A 23,741-nucleotide genomic window follows, 5' to 3' on the forward strand; every position below is an offset into this window, starting at 1 on the left:
TTGTGGCGGGTGCCGACCTGGTGCTCTTCTGCGTCAAATCCCCCGATACCGAAACCGCTGGCGCGCAACTACGTCCGTACCTCGCCCCCGATACGCTGGTGCTGACCCTGCAGAACGGCACCGACAATGCCGAGCGCCTGCGCACGGTGATCCCGCAACCGGTCTCGGCGGCGGTAGTCTACGTGGCCACCGAGATGGCCGGACCCGGCCACGTCAAGCACCACGGCCGTGGCGAGCTGGTGATCGAACCGGCCGCACGCAGTCAGCAGGCGGCCGAAGCCCTGATTGCGGCAGGCGTGCCGACCGAGATTTCCGAGAACGTGCGCGGCGCCCTGTGGTTGAAACTCATCATCAACTGCGCCTACAACGCGCTTTCCGCCGTCACCCAGCTGCCCTACGGCAAGCTGGTCGAAGGCGTGGGCGTGCTGGAAGTGATGGGTTACCTGGTGAGCGAATGCAAGGCCGTGGCCGCCGCCGAGGGCGTGACCCTGGCCGGGGATGTGGATGTGGCCATCCGCAAGATCATCGAGACCATGCCCACGCAATTCTCTTCCACCGCGCAGGATGTGGCGCGCCGCAAGCCCAGCGAAATCGATCACCTCAACGGCTACATCGTGCGGCGGGGACAGGCGCATGGCATTGCAACGCCGGTCAACCTGACCGTGCATGCGCTGGTCAAGCTGATCGAGAGCAAGGCGCGCTGAACGTAAAACAGTTCAACCGAAGAGCCGGGCGTCAAAGCGGAACAGCTTCTTTTCCAGCACCCTGACGCTGGCCATCTGCGCATGCAGCGGATTGAGCAAGAGATTGAAATCGGTCGGGCTCACCACCGATGGCACTTTCATCACCAGTTGCTTGCCCTGTTCGATCCAGTGCTGGCCGATGGCGGCGGTGCTGGCCGGATCGCGCGCGATGTCGGACCAGTCAGGCGGCAGGCCAGGCACATAGGCCTTGCGCACGTCGGTGTCAGGTATCTCCAGCACGATGAGGAAGTAGTTGGCGCGCGGCATCAGCCCGGCCATGTGCACCAGCGACTCCAGCAAGGCCGTCGAAGCGCTGCAGCAGGTGTAGAGCACGCGCAAGCCGCGCGGATTCCAGCGGCCGCCGCTGAGTGCTGCGCCATTGCCGGACAAGTCATCGGCCGCATAATGCCCCGGCTTGTCCTTGGCCAGCCGGTATACCTTCAAGCGGCCACCCCGAAGGCGATGCGCGCCAGGATGTCGCGCACCCGGTCATAACCCGGCTGGGTATCGAGCACTTCCAGCGGGGTCAATCCCCCCAGCGCCGCATTGCCGCGACGCATCCACTGCGCCGCCAGATCCTCATCCTCGAACACATCGGCCGCCTGTTCGCGGATGTAGAGCACGCGGGCGATGCGGTCGGACTCGGAACCGGAGAGCCGTTCCTTGCGGGAAATCTTGCGCAGGATGGTGGAACTGGGCAGGCCCAATCCGGACAGCAAGGTCTGCAAGGGAATCTGCAACAGTTCCTTGGCGACGCGCTCGGCAATGATGGCATCCATGCCATCGCGGATGGTGCGGCCCTGGCTGATCGGGTCCATGCGGGCAAACCGTTCGAAGTCGCGCGGTTTGGCACCCAATCCGGGGGAGCGCTTGCTGGCTGCGGACTCGACCGTGGCACGTGTTGCCATGTTGAACCTCTCATTTGGTCAGATGCAGACTCTCATCTTAGAAGCTTCCCAAATGAGCGTCAATCTCCCATCAAATGAGAGTTTCCTGCGATCAGCGCAACATGGCCGACATCGCCGACAAACTGTTGAGCACCCGCACAGCATATTCCGCCGTGGGCGCATCGAATTCGACGGTGACGTTGTCGGTACGTTCAAGAATCGGCAACTGGCTGAAGAGGTCAGTCAGCGCCACCGTCTGCGCCTGCAGGCGGCAACGCAGCGGGCCGCGCAGGGGCAGTACCGGCATGGCTGCCGGGTTGGCCACCAGCGCGGTGACCGCCTGGCGGGCGCGTTCTTCGAGCAGCACGTAGGACTGCTGGGGCGTGAGCGAATCGCCGCTGTTGGCACCATAGGCCTTCTTGGTCTCGGCAAAGATCGCATGCGGGAACAACGGCTGATTCTCTTCGATGAAGGCATCGTCGCCGCTGCCGAAGATCACCGGCACGCCATGTTCGGCCGCCAGTGCGCCATACAACCCGGCCTCGCCCAGTTCCTGCCCGCCCAGCCACACGCGGGCGAAGGCAAAGCTGTTGGTGGTGTGCGCCAGGATGCCGCGCCCTTGTGCGCGCGAGTGGTAACCCACCAGCATGACCGCATCGATATCGTGATCCACGCCGCCCATCATGCCCAGCACGCGCGGCTTGCCCAGCACCATGCGCGCCTCGGGGTGCAGCAGGTCCGGCAGCAGGTTGCGGAAGCCGCCATGCGAATCGTTGACCTTGATGGCTGTTGCACCCGCCGCCAGTGCGCCACGGATGACGGCATTGGCCTCTTCGGTCATCCAGCGCCGGGCGCGTTCATATTCGCCGTTGCCGGCGCGGGTCTGCTCGGTATGGAAGACCCCGGCCACGCCTTCGATGTCGACAGAAACCAGGATGTTGGCACGCTTGTTCATGAGGCGGTCTTTCAGGGGAAGCAATTCAGGAAGCCAGGCGCTCGCGCAGGCTCATACGTACATGGCCATCACGTCCGCGCACGGACTCGGCCGCAAACAGCGCATGCACGATGGCTTGTTCGACGCAATCAGCGGCCGCATGGAACAGCGGGTCCAGCAGATGATCGGCCAGCAGCGCCAGGTGCAGGCAATCGGCCTCGGCCTCGATGGTCTGGGCCGTGGAGAAGGCCAGCGCAATATCGCCGCTGCCATGGCCGTAGGCCGATCCGGTGCGCGCCAGTCCGGCCCCGGCACGCGTGGCCAGGCGTTTCAACTGCCGCGCATCCAGCGGCGCATCGGTGGCCAGGATCATGATGATGGAGCCCTTCTCGGGAGCCGTATCGGGTGTCTCGCTGGCAGCCAGTCGCGCGCCCAGCGGATCGCCCGCCAGGATCAGTTCGGGCAGTCGCCCGAAGTTGGAGAGCACCAGCGCTCCGACGGTATAGGACTGCCCCGACGAATCCAAGGCAGCCACGCGCGAAGCGGTACCGATACCGCCCTTCAGGCCGAAGCTGGACATGCCCCGCCCTGCCCCGACCGCACCTTGCGGAACCTCCACCGACAAGGCCGCCATCGCTGCCTCAAAATGCGCCGGCTGCACGGCCATGGCCTGCAAGTCGTTGAGATAGCCGTCATTGCATTCCAGCACCAGCCCGTTGACCGTGGGCAGGCTGCGCCCGCATTCCGGATTGCCGCGCACCGTGTGAGCGATCTGTGCATTGAGCAGCGTCCCCACGGCAAAGGTGTTGGAGAGCGCGATGGGCGTTTCCAGCAAACCCAGTTCTTCCAGCTGCACCAGCCCCGCACTCTTGCCAAAGCCATTGATGACGGCCGCCGCTGCCGGCAGCTTGTGGGTGAAGAGATTGCCGCCATGCGGCGCAATCACGGTCACCCCGGTCTGCACTGCACCGGCATCGAGGGTGCAATGACCGACGCGCACACCCTCGACATCGGTGATGCTGTTGCGCGCACCGGCGGGCAAGCGGCCGATATGTGGCACCTGCGGCGGCACCTGCAGGTTCATCATCAGCGCTGGTCGATCTTGGGATCGAGCGCGTCGCGCAAGCCGTCGCCCAGCAGGTTGAAGGCCAGCACGGTCAGGAAGATCGCGATGCTGGGCACCAGCGCCACGTGCGGCGAGGTGACCATGTCGGCGCGGGCTTCGTTCAGCATCAGGCCCCACTCGGGTGTGGGCGATTGCGCGCCCAGGCCGAGGAAGGACAGGCCGGCCGCCGTGATGATGGAGGTGCCGATACGCATGGTGAAATACACCACGATGGCCGAGATGGTGCCGGGGAAGATGTGCTTCCACATGATGGTGGTGTCGGACGCACCAATGCTGCGGGTGGCCTCGATGTAGGTCAGGTTCTTGAGCTGCAGCGTATTGCCGCGTACCAGGCGCGCAAAGGCCGGGATGCTGAACACCGACACCGAGATGATGACGTTGATCATGCCGCCACCCAGGATGGCGACGATGCCGATGGCCAGCAGGATGCCGGGGAAGGCGAACAGCACGTCGCAGATGCGCATGACGATGCGGTCCCACCAGCCTTCATAGTAGCCGGCCAGCAGGCCGAAGACGGTACCGATCACGGCACCGATGGCCACCGAGAAGAAGCCCGAGGCCAGCGAGATGCGTGCCCCCATCAGGATGCGGCTGAAGATGTCGCGGCCCAGCGAATCGACGCCGAACCAGTGGGTCCAGGTCGGCGGCGAATTGAGGGCGTCGTAGTCGAAGAAATTCTCGGCGTCGAACGGCACGATCCAGGGCGCCAGGATGGCGATCAGAATCAGCAGCAGGATGAACACGCCCGCATAGACGGCCAGGCGCTGCTTCTTGAACTTGCGCCAGAATTCGCGCCAGGGGGTGCGGATCTTCTGGCCGGAGGCGGCGACGGCGGCCGGATCAGGCGGCGGCAAGGGCGCGCCGGTTTCGGAGGTAGTGGCCAGAGGCGAATTGGAGAGCGACATGATTCCCCTCACTTGAAACGAATGCTGGGGTTGATCACGGCATAAAGCACGTCCACCACCAGGTTGATGAAAATGAATTCCAGCGAGAACAGCAGGATCTCGGCCTGGATGATGGGGTAGTCACGCATCTCGACGGCATCGACCAGCAGGCGTCCCATGCCCGGCCAGTTGAACACCACCTCGACCAGGATAGAGCCACCCAGCAGGAAGCCGAACTGCAGGCCCATCATCGTCACCACCGGGATCAGCGCATTGCGCAGGCAGTGCTTGATGACCACCACGGTCTCGGTCAGGCCCTTGGCGCGGGCGGTCCGCACGAAGTCCTCTTGCAGGATTTCGATGAAGGAAGAACGGGTGAAGCGCGCCATCACGGCGGCCACCGCCGCGCCCAGCGTCAGCGAAGGCAGGATGTAGTGGCGCCAGGTCTCGTCGCCGACCGTGGGCAGCCAGCCCAGTTCGACCGAGAAGACCTGCATGAGCAGGATGCCCAGCGAAAACGCCGGGAAGGAAATGCCGGAGACCGCCAGCGTCATGCCCAGGCGATCCGGCCACTTGTTGCGCCACACGGCAGAGGAGATGCCGATGATGAGACCGAACAGCACGGCCCAGATCATGGCCACGATGGTCAGCCACAGCGTGGGCCAAAAGCGCGCGGCGATCTCTTCGGAGACCGGGCGCTTGCTGCGGATGGAACGGCCGAAATCGCCGTGGGCGGCATTGATGAAGAAGTTGACGAACTGCTCCGGCAGCGGCTTGTCCAGGCCGAGGTCGGCGCGCACCAGGGCGACCGTCTTTTCATCGGCTTCGGGACCGGCGGCCAGGCGTGCCGGGTCGCCCGGCAACAAGTGCACGAACAGGAAAACCAGCACCGCCACCAGCAACAGCGTGGGAATGAGGCCTAACAGGCGTTTGATGACATAGGAAAACATGGGACTCTCTGAATAAGGCTGCCCGTCGCTGGTGTGTCCACACCCTGCGGTGGAGTCGCTCCCTGCGCTGCCGGCTTGCATGGCAACGCATCGTGAATCTGTGGGGGAGGATGGCCAGCCACCCTCCCCGCTTCATTGCCGCTCTTTTCTGCTCGTTACGACGATGCAGAGAACCTGCCCAGTGCTGCAAAACTGCATGACGCGGCCTCACGGCACTGCATTTTTGCATCGGCCCGCAAGGGCCGACCACACAGCGCCTGCTTACTTGGTGAACTCGATGTTCTCAAATTCGTAAGCCTGGTCCGGCATGATGTAGATGCCCTTGAGGTTCTTGGCACGGGCATACAGCAGTTTTTCGGTGACCAGGAAGGCCCACGGTGCATCCTTCCAGACTTCCTGCTGGGCGTCCTTGTACAGCGCTTCCTTTTCCTTGCGGTCGGAGACGGTCAGGGCCTTGGCGATGTCGGCATCGACCTTGTCGCTCTTGTAGTAAGCGGTGTTGAACAGACGCGGCGGGAAGGATTCCGAAGCCAGCAGCGGACGCAGGCCCCAGTCGGCTTCACCGGTGGAGGACGACCAGCCGACGTAGAACAGGCGGATCGGTGCGGTGGCCGGATCTTGCCAGCTTTCCACACGTTCCACGCGCTGACCGGCTTCCAGGGCCTGGATCTTGGTCTTGATGCCCACTTGCGCCAGTTGCTGCTGCAGGAACTGGATCACCTTCATGGCGGTGGTGTGGGTGTAGGCCGACCACAGTTCGGTCTCGAAGCCGTTCGGATAGCCGGCTTCGGCCAGCAGGGCCTTGGCCTTCTTGACGTCATAGGGCCAGGGACCGGTCTTGAAGGCGTAGTCCACGCCTTGCGGCAGCACGCCATCCATCGGGGTGGCATAGCCATTGAAGGCAACCTTGGCCAGGGCATCCTTGTTGATGGCGTAGTTGATCGCTTCGCGCACCTTCGGGTTGTCGAACGGCTTTTGCTTGACGTTCATCGACATGTAGCGCTGGATGATGGAGGGACCGGCGATCACGTCCAGGTTGCCCTTGCCCTTGAGCAGGTCAGCCTGTTCGTAGGGCAGCGGATAGGTGAACTGGGCTTCGCCGGTCTGCAGCATGGCCGAGCGCGAGTTGTTGTCCACCACCGGCTTCCACAGGATCTCGTCGACCTTGGGGTAGCCCTGCTTCCAGTAACCGTCGAACTTGGCCACCTTCACGTAGTCGGTCTGCTTCCATTCCACGAACTTGAAGGGACCGGTACCGACCGGGTGGAAGGCGATGTCCTTGTTGCCGTACTGCTTCAGCGCAGCCGGGGAGATCATCGCGGCCGACGGGTGCGCCAGCACGTTGATGAAGGCCGAGAACGGTTCCTTCAACACGACCTTGACGGTGTAGTCGTTGAGCACTTCGGTCTTGGCGATGCGGTTGAAGAGGTTGTAGCGCTTCAACTTGTTGTCCGGGTTGGTCACGCGGTCGAAGACGGCCTTGACGGCGTCGGCCTTGAAGACGGTACCGTCATGGAACTTCACGCCTTGCTTCAAGCGAATGGTGTATTCCAGGCCATCCTTGCTCACCAGGTAGCCTTCGGCCAGCACCGGGATGAGCTTCATGTCCTTGTCGAAGCCATAGAGGCCCTGGTAGAAGGACTTCATCACCGACAGCGACAGCGTATCGTTGGCGTCATACGGGTCCATCGTGGTGAAGGTCGACGCTACGGCCACGGTAGCGGTCTTGGCGGCGAAGGCATTGGCCGCGCCGAACTGCAGGGCGGCGCCCAGGGTACCCAGGGCCAGCCATTTGGCGGCGCTCATTGCTTTGTTTTTTGCGGATGCGGACATTGGTCTCTCCTGATCAGTGACGCTTGAGTGGTTACAGCTTGATTGAGATTACTGCGCTGACTGCATTTACCAAATTACAGATACGACTGGGGAACATCACGCCCGCGCTCAAAAAGCGCCGGCAATACGGTGCTGGGCCACGAAGTGCCCCGGAGCCACTTCCCGCAGCGGCTCCACCTTGGGCTCATCGCCCACCAGCCGGATCGGGCTGGGAATTTCATCGGTCATCAGTTTCTTGCCCGGCTGGCGCAGGGTCGGATCGGCCACCGGCACGGCCGCCATCAGCTTGCGCGTGTACGGGTGCTGCGGATTCTCGAAGATGGCGCGGCGCGGTCCGATCTCCACGATCTGGCCCAGGTACATCACCGCCACCCGATGGCTGATGCGCTCCACCACCGCCATGTCGTGCGAGATGAAGATGAAGGAGATGCCCAGCTCGGCCTGCAGGTCCAGCATCAGGTTGACGATCTGGGCCTGGATCGACACGTCCAGTGCCGACACCGATTCATCAGCAATGACGATCTTGGGATTCAACGCCAGGGCGCGGGCGATGCAGATGCGCTGGCGCTGGCCACCGGAAAATTCATGCGGATAGCGCTGGCCATGCTCGGGCGTCAGGCCCACGCGGGTCAGCAGCGCATCCACGCGTTCCTGCGCCCCCTCCTTCAGGCCGTGCACCAGCATCGGCTCCATGATGGAGTAGCCGACGGTCATGCGCGGGTCCAGCGAAGCAAAGGGATCCTGGAAGATGAACTGGATATCGCGGCGCAGCTCGCGCAATTCCGAACGCGGCAGTTGCGCCAGGTCGCGGCCGCCGAACTCGACCTTGCCGCCGGCGATGTCGACCAGGCGCAGCAGCGAGCGCCCGGTGGTGGACTTGCCGCAACCGGATTCGCCGACGATGGCCAGGGTCTCGCCGGAATAGAGATCGAAGCTCACCTTCTCGACCGCATGCACGCGCTGCTTGACGCGGCCGAAGATGCCGCTCTTCACGTCGAAGCGGGTAGTCAGGTCGCGCACCTTGAGGATGGGCTGGCGCTGCGCGGCAATCTCCGCCTGGGCCTGCAGTTCGCTGGCGATCAGGTCGGGGCGCACCTCGGCCTGCGGCGCGATGCCGAAGCGCAGCGGCTTGTCGGTACCGCGCATGGAGCCCAGGCGCGGCACGGCCGCCAGCAGCGATTGGGTGTAGGGATGCGCAGGAGCGGCAAAGAGTTGCTTGACCTCGTTCTCTTCGACCTTCTCGCCACGGCACATCACTACCACGCGGTCGGCCACTTCGGCCACCACGCCCATGTCGTGGGTGATGAAGATCACGCCCATCTGCATCTCCTGCTGCAGCGAACGGATCAGTTGCAGGATCTGGGCCTGAATGGTCACATCCAGGGCCGTGGTCGGTTCGTCGGCAATGAGCAGAGAGGGCTTGCACGACAAGGCCATGGCGATCATCACGCGCTGGCGCATGCCGCCGGAGAGCTGGTGCGGATGGCGACCCAGCACGCGTTTGGCTTCGGGAATGCGCACCATCTCCAGCATGCGCAGCGCCTCGGCCTGGGCGGCGGCGCGGCTCATGCCTTGGTGCAGGCGGATCGATTCGGCAATCTGCTCGCCCACGGTGAAGACCGGATTGAGCGAGGTCATCGGTTCCTGGAAGATCATGGCGATCTCCGCGCCCCGGATGCTGCGCATGGTGGCGTTGTCAGCCTGCGCCAGGTCCAGCGACTGGCCGCTGCGGCGCAGGAACTGCATGCTGCCGCTGGCGATCTTGCCGCCACCGTGTTCGATCAGCCGCATGATGGCCAGCGAGGACACCGACTTGCCCGAGCCCGATTCACCGACGATGGCCAGGGTCTCGCCCTGGTTGACGTGGAAGGACAGGTCGCGCACCGCATCGACCGTCCGTTCGGAGGTGGCAAAGCGGACATTGAGCTGACGGACATCCAGCACGCGTTGGGACTGTTGCATCTTGATTCTCTCCTGCTCGGCCGCTTCAGGCCGGTGCTGCGTAAATGGCGGTGACCGGGGCCAGTTCGCCACAGCCCCAGGCGCGATACATGCCTTCGGTATTGAAGGGCAAGGCCAGATTGCCGTGGCGGTCGATGGCGATGACGCCACCGCGTCCGCCCACCTTGGGCAGGGTCTCGAAGACCACGGCGCGGCTGGCTTCTTCCAGCGACTGCCCTGCATAGGCCATGCGTGCGCCGATGTCGTAACAGGCGGCGGTGCGCATGAAAGCTTCGCCGGTGCCGGTGGCCGACACGGCCACGGTGGCGTTGTTGGCATAGCAGCCGGCGCCGATGATGGGCGAATCGCCTACGCGGCCAGGCTGCTTGTTGGTGATGCCGCCGGTCGAGGTGGCCGCAGCGAGGTTGCCGAACTGGTCCAGTGCGACGGCACCGACGGTGCCGAACTTGTTGTCCGGATCGATGGGTTCCTTGGGCTCGGCGGCTTTTTCTGCGAAGGCGAAGGAGGAGGCATCGTGGTCCAGCATCGCGCGCGACTGGCCGCGCACGCGCTGCCATTGTTCGTGGCGGGCATCGGTATGGAAGTAATCGGGCTCGACCGTAACCGCACCGTGGCGCGCTGCAAAGGCTTCGGCGGCAGGGCCGACCAGCAGCACGTGTTCGCTCTTTTCCATCACCGTGCGCGCGGCCAGGATGGGATTGCGCAGACTGGTCACACAGGCCACCGCACCGGAGGCGAGGTCGGCCCCGTTCATGACACAGGCGTCCAGCTCATGCTTGCCTTCGCTGGTGTAGACGGCACCATGGCCGGCATTGAAGAGCGGGCAGTCTTCCAGCAGGCGCACGGCTTCGGTGACGGCTTCCAGTGCCGAGCCGCCGGCATTGAGCACGGCCTGGGCGGCGGCGACGATGTCGGACAGCGCCTGGTGATAGCGGGCCTCGTCCTCGGCCGAAAGCGAAGCGCGCGTGATGGTGCCTGCGCCGCCGTGGATGGCAATTACCGGAGTGGTCATGCGTTGGTCTTTCCTTTGGTTGGGGCGCGCTTGGCGGCTGCCCGCACGGGCTTGCCGACCGGCGTGGTACCGGCGCGCTGTTGCTGCTGGGCCAGGTACAGCCAGGGCAGCACGAATTCAGCCATTTGCGTGGCGGCCTGCACCGAGCGGCGGGCGCGATGTGCCACGGCATCGCACAGGGCCTGGATCAGGATCAGTGCGGCCGCATCGGAAGTGGGCGCGAGACGGCCATCGGTCTGGGCATACAAGGCGACATCGGCCAGCGGCACCAGCGGCGATCCGGGGGTATCGGTGAGTGCAATCACGCGTGCGCCCTTCTCCACCGCACGCTGGGTGAGCCAGACGGTGTCAGCCGCATAGCGCGGGAAAACCATGGCAATCACCAGGTCATCGCTGTCGAGCTTGAAGAACTGGCGCGCCGCCTGCGAGGGTCCGCCTGCCATGGCCACCGAACTGACGGTGCGCACATAGGGTTCCAGCGTGTGGGCCATCAGGCCGGAGAGATAGGCCGAGGCACCGAAGCCGGTGATGAAGATGCGCTGCGCCGAGAGGATCATGTCGACCGCCTGCTCGCAGTGTTCCGGCGTGAGCATGCGGCGCGTGGCCTCGATGTTGGCGATGTCGCTGTCGAAGGCGGCGGCCATGATCTCGGCGCTGGTGGCGGTGCGCTGCACCTGCTCGCGCAGTTTTTCCACGGGCGCCAGGGTGGTCGCGAAATCCGAGACCAGCGCGGCGCGGAAGGAGGCATAGCCGTCGAAGCCCAGCGCATGGGCGAAGCGGTTGGCGGTGGCCACGGAAATGCCGGCGGCTTCCGACAGTTCGTCGATGGTCATGGTGGCGGCGCGGAAGGGGTTGCCCAGCACGTAGTCCGCCGTCTTGCGGTGCGACTTGGACAATTGCGGATACAGCTTGCCCACGGCCTGCGCTACCGCACCCGCTCCCTGCAAACTGATGTTCTTCGGCTGTTGTGTCACCGCCCGCTACCCCGTCGTCATTGAATTCACCGCCCTCGGCCAACAAAACGCAAAAGAAATAAATCGTTTAAATCATTTATTTCATTTGCAGAGAGCCCTGCCACCACTGTTCTTGCAATGTTCTTGTGCTGTTGCGCCCGCTGATGCGGACGTCTTTATCATCGTGCAGGACTTGTCATTTGCATCAGTCCCGCCGAAAAAATGTAAATATATTTTCATTTTCCCTTCTAGTAAAGAAAAAATACTTTCAAAAAACGAATATCCTTATAACGCACCAGAAGCACGCGATTGCCAGCACGAAATGCACCAGATGTGCGCCAGATGAACGAAGATTCATTGCGCAGTGCACCAAAAATGACAGCCTGGATCACGACCTGAAGGCGATAAAATACGCCCCTTCACTCCGCCCTGCCCGCTCATGAATATCCGCTTCCTAGAAACCTTCGTCTGGCTGGCCCGCTTGCGCAATTTCCGGCTCACGGCCGAGCGGCTGCACACCACGCAGGCCGCCGTCTCCAGCCGCATCGCTTCGCTCGAACAGGATTTCGGCGTGCGCCTGTTCGACCGCAGCGCGCGCGAAGTGGCGCTGACCGCCGATGGCAGCAAGGCGCTGGTGTATGCCGAGCGCATGGTCAAGCTCATGCGCGAGATGAAGGACGACATGTCGGACCGCGAGGTGTTTGCCGGTGTCATTCGCATTGGGGTGATCGAATCCATCGTGCATAGCTGGTTTCCGGATTTTCTCGGACGCCTGCATAAAGCCTTTCCGCGCCTGCAGATCGAGATCGTCAGCGACACCACCATCCACCTGCACGAGCAGTTCAGCAAGAGCAACCTGGACCTGGTGCTGCAGGCCGAACCGGTGATCGGCCCGCAGGTCAGCAATATCGCGCTGTGCGAATTCCCCATGCGCTGGGTCGGCAGCCCCAAGCTCGACATCGGCAGCGAGACGCTGTCGCTGGCGGACCTGGCGGCCTTCCCCATCATCAGCTTCGCCCGCAATTCGGGGCCGCATGCAGTCATCGAGCGCTTGTTCTCGGGCAGCGAGCGGGGTGAGCGCACATTGCACATCAACTGCATCGCCTCGGTGGCCACCATGATCCGGCTGGCCACGGATGGCTTCGGCATCACGGCGGTGCCACCGGCCATCATCCAGCGCGAACTCAACGAAGAGAGCCTGCACCTGCTGCGCGTGGATACCGAGTTCCCGGCACTGGCGCTGATCGCCTGCTTCCGCTCGGACCATGAGAATCCGCTGACCGAAACCGTGGCCCGCATCGCGCAGGAAACGGCGTCCGACTTCGCACTCAATTGGGGCCAGGAGATCGCGCGGCTGCCTGCCCCGCTCGGCTGAGATCGACCGTCCTCCCGCCTGCACGCTGCCCTGCGCGCCGATGTGCGGGCGCGCATGAACAGCACCATCCTGAAGCAAACAGCGCCCTGCTTTTGCTCATAAGATTTTTCAATCAAGGCCGTTCAGATTTTCTTGTTGGACAGCGCCCGCCCTGCATCCCCATACTGAATTCAGACCGGCGCCTTCGGGCTGGCACCGGAACATGCCCGGCCCTGCAATGCTTGCCGCCGCTCCCATCCCATCCATGCAGAACACAACACGGCGCCGTCACACGGACGCCGGCCACACTTGAGGAGGTTTTCCATGTCGTATTCCCCATCCGCTGCGGCCACCGCGGCGCCCCCGGCCAGCAGCAGTGCCAGCCTCGAGGCGACCTATGGCAAGATCGCCTGGCGCCTGATTCCTTTCCTGGTCTTCCTGTTCGTGCTGGCCTGGATCGATCGCGTCAACGTCGGCTTCGCCAAGCTGCAGATGCTGCAGGACCTGCAGTTCTCGGAGGCGGTGTATGGCCTGGGCGCCGGGATCTTCTTCATCGGCTATTTCCTCTTCGAAGTACCGAGCAACCTGCTGCTGGAAAAGATCGGTGCCCGCAAGACGCTGGCACGCATCACCATCCTCTGGGGTCTGGCCTCGATGGCCATGGCCTACGTCACCACGCCGACCAGTTTCTATGTGCTGCGCTTCCTGCTGGGCATCTTTGAAGCGGGCTTCTTCCCGGGCGTCGTGCTGTATCTGACTTACTGGTTCCCGGCCAAGCGCCGTGCCCGCGTCAATGGCCTCTTCATGACCTCGTTTGCCATCGCCGGTGCAGTCGGCGGCCCAATTGCCGGACTCATCATGAGCAGCATGGAAGGCGTGGGCCATCTGGCCAACTGGCAATGGCTCTTCATCATCGAGGGCATTCCGTCGATCCTGGCGGGCTTCGCGGTGCTGGCCTGGCTGCCGGAAAAACCAGCCAATGCCAAGTGGCTGAGCGACGCTGAAAAAACCGCCGTCACGCAAGTGCTGGCCGCCGAGAACAGCGCACCGGGCAAGCATTTCTCTTTCAAGGATGCCTGTACCAACTACCGCGTCTGGGTCTGTGCTGCCGTGTATTTCTGCGTGGTCAGCGGCAATGCCACCATCGCCTTCTGGGCACCGTCCATCATCAAGGAAATCGGGGTCAAGGGTAACCTGCAGATCGGCCTGATCTCGGCCATCCCCTTCGTAGCCGGCACGCTGGCGATGGTGTGGAACGGCTTCCACTCCGACAAGACCGGCGAGCGCCGCCTGCACAGCGCCATCGCCACGCTCATCGCCTGCATCGGCTTGATCGCCACCGGCATGACGCTGGGCAATGCCACGCTGGCCCTGTGTTCGCTGACGCTGGCGGCCATCGGCATCCTGGCGGCCTTCCCGGTGTTCTGGTCGATTCCCGGCGCCTTCCTGGCCGGCACGGCAGCCGCTGGCGGCATCGCCCTCATCAACTCCATCGGCAACCTGGCTGGCTTCGTGGCCCCTTACATGATCGGTGCGTTGAAGACCAGCACCGGGTCGCTCTCCTCCGGCCTGTATTTCGTGGCCGCGCTCGAATTCCTCGCCAGCTTCCTGGTGGTGGTGTTCGTCAAGAAGCACTGATGATGCACTGATCTCCCCCTCTGGCTGGCCGTCTCCCCGGCCAGCCTCTCCTGAATCACCCTGTAGGAACAGAAACTCATGAAGCTGACCTTTACCCTCCCCGACCAATCCCCCCTCCACGCCGACATCGATACCCTGGTCATCGCCGGCTGGGCCGGCCGCGACATGGCGGCCATCGAGCATCACATCGAAGAACTGGAAGCGCTGGGCATCTCGCGTCCCAGCGCGGTACCGCTGTTCTATCGCGTCTCGGCCAACCAGCTCTCGCAGGCCGCGCAGGTGCAGGTGCTGGGCGAGGCGTCGTCCGGTGAAGTGGAGACCTTCGTCTTCAACAGCGGTGGCGAGCTGTATGTCTCGATTGCCTCCGACCACACCGACCGCAAGCTGGAAGCGCACAGCGTGGCCTTCTCCAAGCAAGCGTGCGTGAAGCCCGTGGGCAGCAGCGCGTGGAAGCTGTCGGACGTGGCCGAGTACTGGGATGAACTGGTGATCCGCTCCTGGATCGAGGAAGACGGTGCCACCAAGCTCTACCAGGAAGGCACGCTGGCCTCGCTGCGCACGCCGGGCGACCTGATCGCGCGCTTCACGCAAGGTGGCGCCACCCTGCCCGAGGGTTGCGGCATGACCTGCGGCACCGTGGGTGCCATCGGCGGCATCCGTCCTGCGGCATCCTTCACGATGGAACTGTTCGACCCGCGCCGCCAACGCGCCCTGCGCCACCATTACGTGGCCGAGTCGCTGGCCGAGGTGGCCTGATTCCACGGGGCGGCCCAAGGGGCCGCCCATGCGCCTTTGTTGGATGCGCCAGGCAATGCGATACTTGCGCATCTGCGAATTTGTCCTCCGACCACACCGACTCCCTCATCATGCCGAGCACACTCTCCCAACTGGCCGCCGACCTCGATGCCGGCCGCATCACTTCCCTGCAACTGACCGAACAAGCCTTGGCCCGCATCGCCGATCCGGCGGGCGAAGGCGCGCGCGTCTTCACCAGCGTCTATGCAGACCAGGCGCGCGCCGCCGCCCGCGCTTCCGATACCCTGCGCGCGGCCAAACTGTGCCGCTCGCCGCTGGAAGGTGTACCGGTCTCGGTCAAGGATCTGTTTGATGTCGCCGGCGAAACCACCCTGGCCGGCTCGGTCGTGCTGCGCGGCAAGCCCGCTGCCACCGCACATGCAGCCGTGGTGCAGAACCTGATGAAGGCCGGTGCCATCGTCATCGGCAAGACCAACATGACCGAGTTCGCCTACTCGGGCCTGGGCATCAATCCGCATTACGGCACGCCGCAGAACACTTGGGAGCGCAACGTCGAAGGCGGGCGCATTCCCGGCGGTTCTTCTTCCGGCGCGGCCATCTCGGTCACCGATGGCATGGCCTTTGCGGCGGTCGGTTCGGATACCGGCGGTTCCGTACGCATCCCCTCGGCACTGAATGGCCTGACCGGATTCAAGCCCACGGCCTCGCGGGTGTCCATGCAAGGTGTACTGCCACTGTCCGCTTACCTGGACTCGATTGGCCCGCTGGCTGTATCGGTAGAGTGCTGCGCCATCATGGACGCTGTACTGGCCGGTGAAGCCTATGTGTCCGTAGTCGCCCATCCGCTGCGCGGCCTGCGCCTGCTGGCCCCGACCAATGTGGTGCTGGACGCCATGGACGAGACCGTCGGCAAGGCCTATCGCGCCGCGCTGGACAAACTCCGCGCCGCCGGGGCCGTCATCGTCGAAGCGGAGGTGCCGGCCTTCAACGCCCTGGCCGCCATCAACGCCAAGGGCGGCTTCACCGCGGCCGAAGCCTACGCCTGGCATCGCGCCCTGATCGCAGAGAACGCCGCCGGCTATGACCAGCGCGTGGTCTCGCGCATCCTGCGCGGCAAGGACATGAGCGCCGCCGACCTGCTCGACGTGCTGCACGCCCGCCCGCGCTGGATCGCCGAAGTGCAGGCGCAACTGGCCGGTTACGATGCGCTGGTGATGCCAACCGTACCCATCGTGGCGCCGCGTATTGCCGAACTGCAAGCCAGCGACGATGCCTATTACGCCGCCAACGGCAAGATCCTGCGCAACCCGACGCTGATCAACTTCCTCGATGGCTGCGCCGTCTCCCTGCCCTGCCATGCGCCCGGCACTGCCCCGGTCGGACTGTCGCTGGCGGCGGCCGGCGGCGAGGACAAGCGCCTGCTGGCGATCGCCCTGGCGGTGGAAGGACTGTTGGCCGCCTGATCCGGAGTTTTGCTCCCGTGACAAGGCTTGCGTGCGCGCAAGCCTTTTTTGTGCGCGCTTTTAGCCGCATTTACATGCTGTTACCGACAAGTCCTGCCCGGTAGGGAACATTCCGCCTTGCCAGACGCCGAATCCACGGAATTTTCATTAGAATGCGCTTTTGCAGCGCAAGATGGCCCCTTGGCGGGCCGCTGCGCTGGACGAACAGACAACAACCCTCCGGCATCAGCCACGACCACTCATCTGCATGGCAACCAAAAAAACAACCCCGTCCGATTACAGTGAATCATCGATCCGTGTCCTCAAGGGACTGGAGCCGGTCAAGCAGCGTCCGGGCATGTACACGCGCACCGAGAATCCGCTGCACATCCTCCAGGAAGTGATCGACAACGCCTCTGACGAAGCACTGGGCGGCTACGGCAAGAGCATCATCGTCACCATCAACGCCGACGGCAGCGTCAGCGTGGAAGACGATGGCCGCGGCATCCCGGTCGGCCTGCACCCGGAAGAAAAAGTCCCCACCGTCGAAATCGTCTTCACCCGCCTGCATGCGGGCGGCAAGTTCGACAAGGGCTCCGGCGGTGCCTATGCCTTCTCGGGCGGCCTGCACGGCGTGGGCGTCTCGGTCACCAATGCGCTGGCCACGCGCCTGGAAATCACGGTCTGGCGCGAAGGCGGCGTGCACACGCTGGCCTTCTCGGGCGGCGACGTCATCGAGAAACTGCAGTCGCGCCCCGCCACCCGCGAGGACAAGAAGTCCGGCACCCGCGTGACCGTCTGGCCGGACGCCAAGTATTTCGACTCGGCCACCATTCCGCTGGGCGAGCTGCAGCGCCTGCTGCGTTCCAAGGCGGTGCTGCTGCCGGGCGTGAAAGTCACGCTGATCAACGCCAAAACCGGCGACACCCAGAACTGGCAGTACGATCAAGGCCTGCGCGGCTACCTGATGGAGCAACTGGCGCAGACCGGCAGCGGCGAAACATTGATCCCGCTGTTCGAAGGCGAACAGTTCGCCGGCAAGGATGCCGAAGGCTTCGCCGAGGGCGAAGGCGCCTCCTGGGTCGTGGCCTGGACCGAGGAAGGGGCTGTGGTGCGCGAGTCCTACGTCAACCTGATCCCCACCTCCAACGGCGGTACCCACGAATCGGGCCTGCGCGAAGGCCTGTTCTCGGCGGTCAAGAGTTTTGCGGAAATGCATTCGCTGCTGCCCAAGGGCGTCAAACTCCTGGCCGAGGACGTCTTTGCACGCGTCTCCTTCGTGCTCTCGGCCAAGGTGCTGGATCCGCAATTCCAGGGCCAGATCAAGGAACGCCTGAACTCGCGCGATGCCGTGCGATTGGTGGCCGGTTACTCCCGTCCGGCGCTGGAGCTGTGGCTGAACCAGCACGTGGAATACGGCAAGAAGCTGGCCGAGCTGGTCATCAAGCAGGCCCAAAGCCGCCTGCGCTCGGCGCAAAAGGTCGAAAAGAAGAAATCTTCCGGCGTGGCCGTGCTGCCGGGCAAGCTGACCGATTGCGAATCCTCGGATGTGACGCGCAATGAAATTTTCCTGGTGGAGGGCGACTCCGCCGGCGGCTCGGCCAAGATGGGCCGCGACAAGGAATTCCAGGCCATCCTTCCCTTGCGCGGCAAGGTCTTGAATGCCTGGGAAACCGAGCGCGACCGCCTCTTCGCCAACAATGAAATCCACGATATTGCGGTGGCCATCGGCGTCGATCCGCATGGCATCAACGACACGCCGGATCTCTCCGGCCTGCGCTACGGCAAGATCTGCATCCTCTCGGACGCGGACGTGGACGGCTCGCACATTCAGGTGCTGCTGCTGACGCTGTTCTTCCGTCACTTCCCCAAGCTGATCGAGAAAGGCCACATCTGCGTGGCGCGCCCGCCGCTGTATCGCGTGGATGCCCCGGCACGCGGCAAGAAGCCGGTGCAGAAGCTGTATGCGCTGGACGATGGCGAACTCGAAGCCATCGAAGACAAGCTGCGCAAGGATGGCCTGAAGGAAGGTGCCTGGAGCATTTCCCGCTTCAAAGGCCTGGGCGAGATGAATGCCGAGCAGCTGTGGGAAACCACCATGAACCCGGACACCCGCCGCCTGCTGCCGATCAGCTTCGGCGAGCCTGGCGTGCAGACCTCCGAAGAGCGTTTCAACATGCTCATGGGCAAGGGCGAAGCGGCGTCCCGCCGGGCCTGGATCGAAGAGCACGGCAACGAAGCCGAAGCGGACATCTGACATGCGCCGCGCCGCGTTCCTGCACACCAGCGCTCTCGCCGCCCTCCTGGGCGCGGCGGCGCTGCTCTGTGCCGGACCGGTACAGTCGCAGCAAGTGGTCCGGTACACCGATGCCGATGGTGTACAGCATATGCGGGTGGAAGCAGCGGACAGTGGCCGGGACAGTACCGGTACGGCTGCCGCTTCAAAGAAGTCCAAGACCATTGTGTACCGGTACACCGATGCCGATGGCGCGGTGCACTTCTATGCCCAGACCCTGGACGACCCGGACAAGCTCATGGCCAGCAGCGCATCGCTGCTCAACCATCCCGGCAGCAAGGAAGCGGTGACCCCGGCCGATCCGCCGTTCGTGCGGACCATGCTGGCTCATCGCGATGCGCGCAAGTACGACGACCTGCTCACCGAAGCGGCCGGCGAATTCGGTCTGGATGCGGCGCTGCTGAAGGCGGTGATGACGGCCGAATCCGGCTTCAATGCCACGGCCGTCTCGAGCAAGGGCGCGGTAGGCCTGATGCAGATCCTGCCCGATACCGCCGAGCGTTACGGCCTGCAGGGGGATCGCCGCAAGACGCTGCACCAGAAACTGACCGACCCGAAGATCAACATCCGCCTGGCCGCGCGCTATCTGCGCGATCTGATGGCGATGTTCCCGCAGCACGTGGAGCTGGCCATTGCCTCCTACAACGCCGGGGAAGGCGCGGTGCAGAAGTATGGCAACAAGATCCCGCCCTATCCCGAGACCCAGGGCTATGTGCGGCTGGTGTCGCGGTTCTATGAACTGTACCGGCCCGCCGGCGCACTGCGCCTGGCCGCAGGCGAGCGCGTCAACGCCAATGCCAGCGGCAATGCGCGCCTGAAGGTGACGCTGCCCCCGCGCGAGCCCGCCATCAACGATTAACCCAGTCAATACGAACACAACAAGACAAGCTCCATGACCGATCAACCGACCCTCTTTGACCAAGCCCCGGCTGCGCCCGATGGCGAATCGCTGACGCTGTCCACCTTCGCCGAACGCGCCTATCTCGATTACGCGATCTCGGTGGTCAAGGGCCGCGCCCTGCCCGACGTGGCTGACGGCCAGAAGCCGGTACAGCGCCGCATCCTCTACGCGATGAACGAACTGTCGCTGAACTCGGCGGCCAAACCGCGCAAGTCCGCCGCCGTGGTCGGCGACGTGCTGGGCAAGCTGCACCCGCACGGCGACCAGTCGGTGTATGACGCGCTGGTGCGCATGGCGCAGGATTTTTCGCTGCGCTATCCCCTGATCGACGGCCACGGCAACTTCGGTTCGCGCGATGGCGATGGCGCAGCGGCGATGCGCTACACCGAAGCACGCCTGACGCCCATCAGCAAATTGCTGCTCGATGAAATCGACATGGGCACGGTGGATTTCCAGCCCAACTACGATGGCTCCACCGAAGAGCCGCGCCTCCTGCCGGCGCGCCTGCCCTTCCTGCTGTTGAACGGTGCCTCCGGCATTGCCGTGGGCATGGCCACTGAAATCCCCTCGCACAACCTGACCGAAGTGGCCAAGGCGGCCGTGGCGATGATCCGCAATCCCAAGATCACGCACGCCGAGCTGATGGAACTGATCCCCGGCCCGGACTTCCCCGGTGGCGGCCAGATCATCACCCCGAAGTCGACCATCGCCGAGATGTACCAGAGCGGCCGTGGCAGCCTGAAGGTGCGCGCACGCTGGAAGATCGAAGACCTGGCGCGCGGCCAGTGGCAGGCGGTCATCACCGAACTGCCGCCGGGCGTCTCCTCGCAGCGCGTGCTGGAAGAAATCGAAGAACTGACCAACCCCAAGCTGAAGCTGGGCAAGAAGTCACTGACACCTGAGCAGCAGACGCAGAAGGCGGCCATCCTGGGCCTGCTCGATGCAGTGCGCGACGAGTCCGGCCGGGAAGCGCCGGTGCGCCTGGTCTTCGAGCCCAAGTCCAAGAACCAGGACCAGACCGAGTTCATGAATACGCTGCTGGCGCAGACCTCGCTGGAGACCAGTGCCTCGCTGAACCTGGTGATGATCGGCGGCGATGGCCGTCCGCGCCAGAAGAACCTGACTGACATCCTCACCGAGTGGATCAGCTTCCGCTTCGAGACGGTGACGCGCCGTACGCAGTTCCGCATGCAGAAGGTCAACGACCGCATCCACATCCTGGAAGGCCGGGAAGCGGTGCTGTTGAACATCGACAAGGTCATCAAGATCATCCGCGAATCGGACGAACCGAAGCCGGCTCTGATGGACGCCTTCAAGCTCTCCGACCGCCAGGCCGAAGACATCCTGGAAATCCGCCTGCGCCAATTGGCGCGACTGGAAGCCATCAAGATCCAGCAGGAACTGGCCGAACTGCGCAGCGAGAAGACCACGCTGCAGGACCTGCTGGACAATCCGTCCTCGATGAAGCGTCTGGTCATCAAGGAAATCGAAGGCGACGCCAAGACCTATGGCGATGCCCGCCGCACGATCATCGAAGAAGCCGAGCGCGCCACCTTCGAGCAGAAGGTGATCGATGAGCCGGTGACGGTGATCATTTCGCAGAAGGGCTGGGTGCGCGCGCGCACCGGCCATGGCCACGATGCGACGCAGTTCACCTTCAAGGCCGGTGACAGCCTGTATGGCGCGTTTGAATGCCGCACCGTGGACAACCTGCTGGCCTTCGGCTCCAACGGCCGGGTCTACACGATTGCGGTGAACGCGCTGCCCAACGCGCGCGGCGATGGCGTGCCTGTGACCACGCTGATCGAACTGGCCAGCGGCAGCAGCATCCAGCATTACTTTGCCGGTCCGGCCGATACCACGCTGTTGCTGGCCTCTGATGCGGCGGCCGGTTTCATTGCCAAGGCCTCCGACATGTTTGGCCGCGTCAAGGGCGGCAAGAGCTTCTTCACGCTCGATGAAGGTGCGCTGCCGCTGGCACCGACGCCGGTGGCGGCCGATGCCAGCGCCGTGGCCTGCGTGTCGGCCAATGGCCGCCTGCTGGTGTTTGGCCTCGATGAGATGAAGACGCTGTCTTCCGGTGGCCGTGGCGTGAACCTGATGGAGCTGGAAAAGAACGAAAAGCTGGTCGCTGCCCAGGCCATCAGCCAGAAGGGTGTCGTAGTCCATGGCACCGGCAACATGAGCAAGCCCAAGGAGATTGCCTTGAGCGGCGAGAGGCTGCTGGCGCACGTGGGCAAGCGCGCACGCAAGGGCCGCGTGCTGGAATCGCGCATCAAGGCGACGGGGTTGCGTTCGCAGGGTTGATGCCCGGTTTCTTTTTGCGGTGAAGTCGCCCCCTGTGCAGTTTGGCAGGGGGCGATTTTTTTGATGGCTTGCACAACTGATTGCTTCGTGGGCAAGGGGTGGTCGAAGCATTTCGAATGCGGGGTGGAGTTTTGGGTGTTGGCGTGGAAGAGCCAACGCCTGCTGGGGAGAATGCGCGCTCATTGTTGAATACGAGGAGCGTGCAAGATGAAAATCATCGGATGGATTCGTGAAGGCGACCGGGCCGCTTGCGGCGCAACGGTTATCGAGGGCGACCCTACCTGTCGCAGTCATGGACGCGCTTATGCGTTCGTCGGTGCGCGAATGGCTTGTCCCAAGAATTGCGTCATTGCGCAAGGGTTCGTGCGCTCGACGCTGACCAATGGACGTGCGCAGGTTATTCATGGCATGAAAACCAGCAGAGGATGTCCGCTGGTATCCACACTCAACGACATTGATGGCGTTGGAAGCGAGGGCGAGGTGCATGCCGCCTTCGCGCCCGATGCAGACGGTGGATGGAGAGGAATCTCTCCGCCGGAGGGAGACCACGAGGCAGTACACGATGAGTACTTCATCATCGTTGACAAAGAGACTCAGGTACCAGCGCGCAACCGCATGTATCGCATCACTCTCGATTCTGGAGAGGTCATCGAAGGCCGGACCGACGAGGAGGGACGAACAAGATATGCGACCTCAGATAAGCGCACCGCATTAAAACTGGAGCTGGCACCCCAGGGGGAGATTCAAATTGGGAACTGAAACGCCGGCCCATTCCGCACAGCTCCGTCTGGTGGGCGAATCGAGAACTAGCCCGAGGGAAAATAAACAGGGCAAGATTTGCTACGCCGATGTCTTCCGACTGACAGATCTTCCCGAAGTCATGGAGAAGATGGGATGGAAAAATTCAGCTACTTTGATGAAAAAGTGGTTTGATAGCCCCGGCTACACGATGACGCGGGAACAAAAGGAAGGACTTGTCGGGGCCAGCCAATATCCTAGCCATTTGCTCGAAACCTCTTTGATCACTATGGAGTGGGCATTATCTTTTCCCCGAATTAAAAGGGAATATGACGGTATGTTTGGAAGTCGGAATTTATATAAATCCATTCCTCCAATCTATGAAAACCCCAAGGCCAAAAAGCTACTCATCAAACGCCTTTTTCGGGCGAATAAATTCACCGAATCACCACAGAGTTTTGGCGATCTCACCAAAAGCGCATTGGCTCTGGATGAGGAATGGCAATTTCAACGACATAGCGTTGACGACAACCGCGAATACCTTAACGCTTGGTGGAAAGACAGCACCACAGCTGATCCAGACTTGGACGATATGTGGGGAGCTTTAGCAAGATTCACCTTCAAGATAGCAGGCGAAGGCACTGTTACACCAAAGAAAAAAGTCGTCAAGTCTGGAGGACAGTCCTCAGTACTGGTCGAACACTACGAAATCAACGTATCAAGAATTGGTGTCTATATCCGCGACACATACGACTTCAATGGTAATCAGTACCTCGGCCACTGGAGCAAACATTCGGCACCACATGTACGGGTCTATCCACTATCGTACTTTGCCGGGGGAAGGGGCGAAAAAGGAATTTGTCCAGACGATTTTGTGTCTGTCACCAATGAACGGTTTAATAGCCACAGAAAAATGACAGGCTTCGGCGGTGATCTGATTGTACTAAGCGACGTTCTGGCGACGACGTTAAAAAGGCCTTTCAGATTTCGGGTAACTCCGCAAGATATTACGAATATTTCTTAGG

The 23,741-nt window shown here is 63.0% G+C and carries 21 protein-coding genes; 11 read left to right on the forward strand and 10 right to left on the reverse strand.

Translation table 11 applies throughout. The features are described from left to right. A partial coding sequence (locus B3873_RS06835) for a ketopantoate reductase family protein (RefSeq protein WP_286864845.1) occupies positions 1-704 on the forward strand: 704 nt, incomplete at its 5' end. A 12-nt stretch (positions 705-716) separates the two neighbouring features. Here B3873_RS06835 and B3873_RS06840 read toward each other — a convergent pair. From B3873_RS06840 to B3873_RS06885, 10 genes are all read right to left on the reverse strand, one after another. Further along, complete coding sequence (locus B3873_RS06840; protein WP_286864847.1) at positions 717-1,187, reverse strand: RES family NAD+ phosphorylase; 471 nt, start codon at positions 1,185-1,187, stop codon at positions 717-719. Next, complete coding sequence (gene parS / locus B3873_RS06845) at positions 1,184-1,651, reverse strand: type II toxin-antitoxin system Xre/ParS family antitoxin (protein ID WP_286864849.1); 468 nt, start codon at positions 1,649-1,651, stop codon at positions 1,184-1,186. Before parS ends, B3873_RS06840 begins: the two co-directional genes overlap by 4 nt. A gap of 91 nt (positions 1,652-1,742) precedes the next feature. Beyond that, entirely contained in the window at positions 1,743-2,585 is an 843-nt protein-coding gene (locus tag B3873_RS06850; RefSeq protein WP_286864851.1) for a M55 family metallopeptidase, read from the reverse strand. A 25-nt stretch (positions 2,586-2,610) separates the two neighbouring features. After that, on the reverse strand, positions 2,611-3,651 hold the full coding sequence (locus B3873_RS06855; protein WP_286864853.1) for a P1 family peptidase: 1,041 nt from the start codon (positions 3,649-3,651) through the stop codon (positions 2,611-2,613). Next, positions 3,651-4,595 carry a glutathione ABC transporter permease GsiD gene (gsiD, locus tag B3873_RS06860; protein WP_034337513.1) on the reverse strand — a complete coding sequence of 315 codons (945 nt, stop codon included), beginning with the start codon at positions 4,593-4,595 and terminating at the stop codon, positions 3,651-3,653. The genes B3873_RS06855 and gsiD overlap by 1 nt, the downstream gene beginning before the upstream one ends. An 8-nt stretch (positions 4,596-4,603) precedes the next feature. Continuing rightward, entirely contained in the window at positions 4,604-5,524 is a 921-nt protein-coding gene (gsiC, locus tag B3873_RS06865; RefSeq protein WP_039786532.1) for a glutathione ABC transporter permease GsiC, read from the reverse strand. 261 nt (positions 5,525-5,785) lie between these two features. After that, positions 5,786-7,330 (reverse strand): glutathione ABC transporter substrate-binding protein GsiB, encoded by a 1,545-nt coding sequence (gene gsiB, locus B3873_RS06870; protein WP_370516282.1) that lies wholly within the window; start codon positions 7,328-7,330, stop codon positions 5,786-5,788. A 135-nt stretch (positions 7,331-7,465) separates the two neighbouring features. Then, positions 7,466-9,319 carry a dipeptide ABC transporter ATP-binding protein gene (locus B3873_RS06875; RefSeq protein WP_121039344.1) on the reverse strand — a complete coding sequence of 618 codons (1,854 nt, stop codon included), beginning with the start codon at positions 9,317-9,319 and terminating at the stop codon, positions 7,466-7,468. A 25-nt stretch (positions 9,320-9,344) separates the two neighbouring features. Next, positions 9,345-10,331: an isoaspartyl peptidase/L-asparaginase family protein gene (locus tag B3873_RS06880; RefSeq protein ID WP_286864860.1), complete on the reverse strand. Its 987-nt coding sequence runs from the start codon at positions 10,329-10,331 to the stop codon at positions 9,345-9,347. Continuing rightward, the gene (locus tag B3873_RS06885) at positions 10,328-11,305 is read right to left on the reverse strand and encodes a MurR/RpiR family transcriptional regulator (RefSeq protein ID WP_034332904.1); all 978 of its coding nucleotides are present in this window, start codon (positions 11,303-11,305) and stop codon (positions 10,328-10,330) included. Before B3873_RS06885 ends, B3873_RS06880 begins: the two co-directional genes overlap by 4 nt. Between B3873_RS06885 and B3873_RS06890 the strand changes: the two genes are divergently transcribed. The 10 genes from B3873_RS06890 (at position 11,283) to B3873_RS06935 (ending at position 23,740) form a co-directional block, all read left to right on the forward strand. After that, a complete protein-coding gene (locus B3873_RS06890; protein ID WP_276838880.1) occupies positions 11,283-11,630 on the forward strand; it encodes a hypothetical protein in 348 nt (115 codons plus the stop codon). The two genes, B3873_RS06885 and B3873_RS06890, sit on opposite strands and share 23 nt — an antisense overlap. Before the next feature lie 93 nt (positions 11,631-11,723). Then, a complete protein-coding gene (locus B3873_RS06895; RefSeq protein ID WP_039786540.1) occupies positions 11,724-12,659 on the forward strand; it encodes a LysR family transcriptional regulator in 936 nt (311 codons plus the stop codon). A 303-nt stretch (positions 12,660-12,962) separates the two neighbouring features. Further along, entirely contained in the window at positions 12,963-14,276 is a 1,314-nt protein-coding gene (locus tag B3873_RS06900; protein WP_209533268.1) for an MFS transporter, read from the forward strand. Positions 14,277-14,354: 78 nt separating this feature from the next. Further along, positions 14,355-15,032, forward strand: a complete 678-nt coding sequence (locus B3873_RS06905) for a DUF2848 domain-containing protein (RefSeq protein ID WP_134222035.1) — start codon at positions 14,355-14,357, stop codon at positions 15,030-15,032. 110 nt (positions 15,033-15,142) lie between these two features. Beyond that, a complete protein-coding gene (locus B3873_RS06910; RefSeq protein ID WP_039786623.1) occupies positions 15,143-16,495 on the forward strand; it encodes an amidase in 1,353 nt (450 codons plus the stop codon). 247 nt (positions 16,496-16,742) lie between these two features. Beyond that, a complete protein-coding gene (locus B3873_RS06915; RefSeq protein ID WP_039786544.1) occupies positions 16,743-18,731 on the forward strand; it encodes a DNA topoisomerase IV subunit B in 1,989 nt (662 codons plus the stop codon). A gap of 1 nt (position 18,732) precedes the next feature. Beyond that, positions 18,733-19,629, forward strand: a complete 897-nt coding sequence (locus B3873_RS06920; RefSeq protein WP_286864869.1) for a lytic transglycosylase domain-containing protein — start codon at positions 18,733-18,735, stop codon at positions 19,627-19,629. A gap of 33 nt (positions 19,630-19,662) precedes the next feature. Continuing rightward, entirely contained in the window at positions 19,663-21,978 is a 2,316-nt protein-coding gene (gene parC / locus B3873_RS06925; protein WP_286864871.1) for a DNA topoisomerase IV subunit A, read from the forward strand. Positions 21,979-22,185: 207 nt separating this feature from the next. After that, complete coding sequence (locus B3873_RS06930; protein ID WP_209533272.1) at positions 22,186-22,737, forward strand: PAAR domain-containing protein; 552 nt, start codon at positions 22,186-22,188, stop codon at positions 22,735-22,737. Next, positions 22,727-23,740: a DUF6402 family protein gene (locus B3873_RS06935; protein ID WP_276838857.1), complete on the forward strand. Its 1,014-nt coding sequence runs from the start codon at positions 22,727-22,729 to the stop codon at positions 23,738-23,740. The genes B3873_RS06930 and B3873_RS06935 overlap by 11 nt, the downstream gene beginning before the upstream one ends. Position 23,741 lies beyond the last annotated feature (1 nt).

Source organism: Herbaspirillum sp. UBA812 (assembly GCF_002296545.1).
Classification (GTDB): Bacteria; Pseudomonadota; Gammaproteobacteria; order Burkholderiales; family Burkholderiaceae_D; genus Herbaspirillum; species Herbaspirillum huttiense.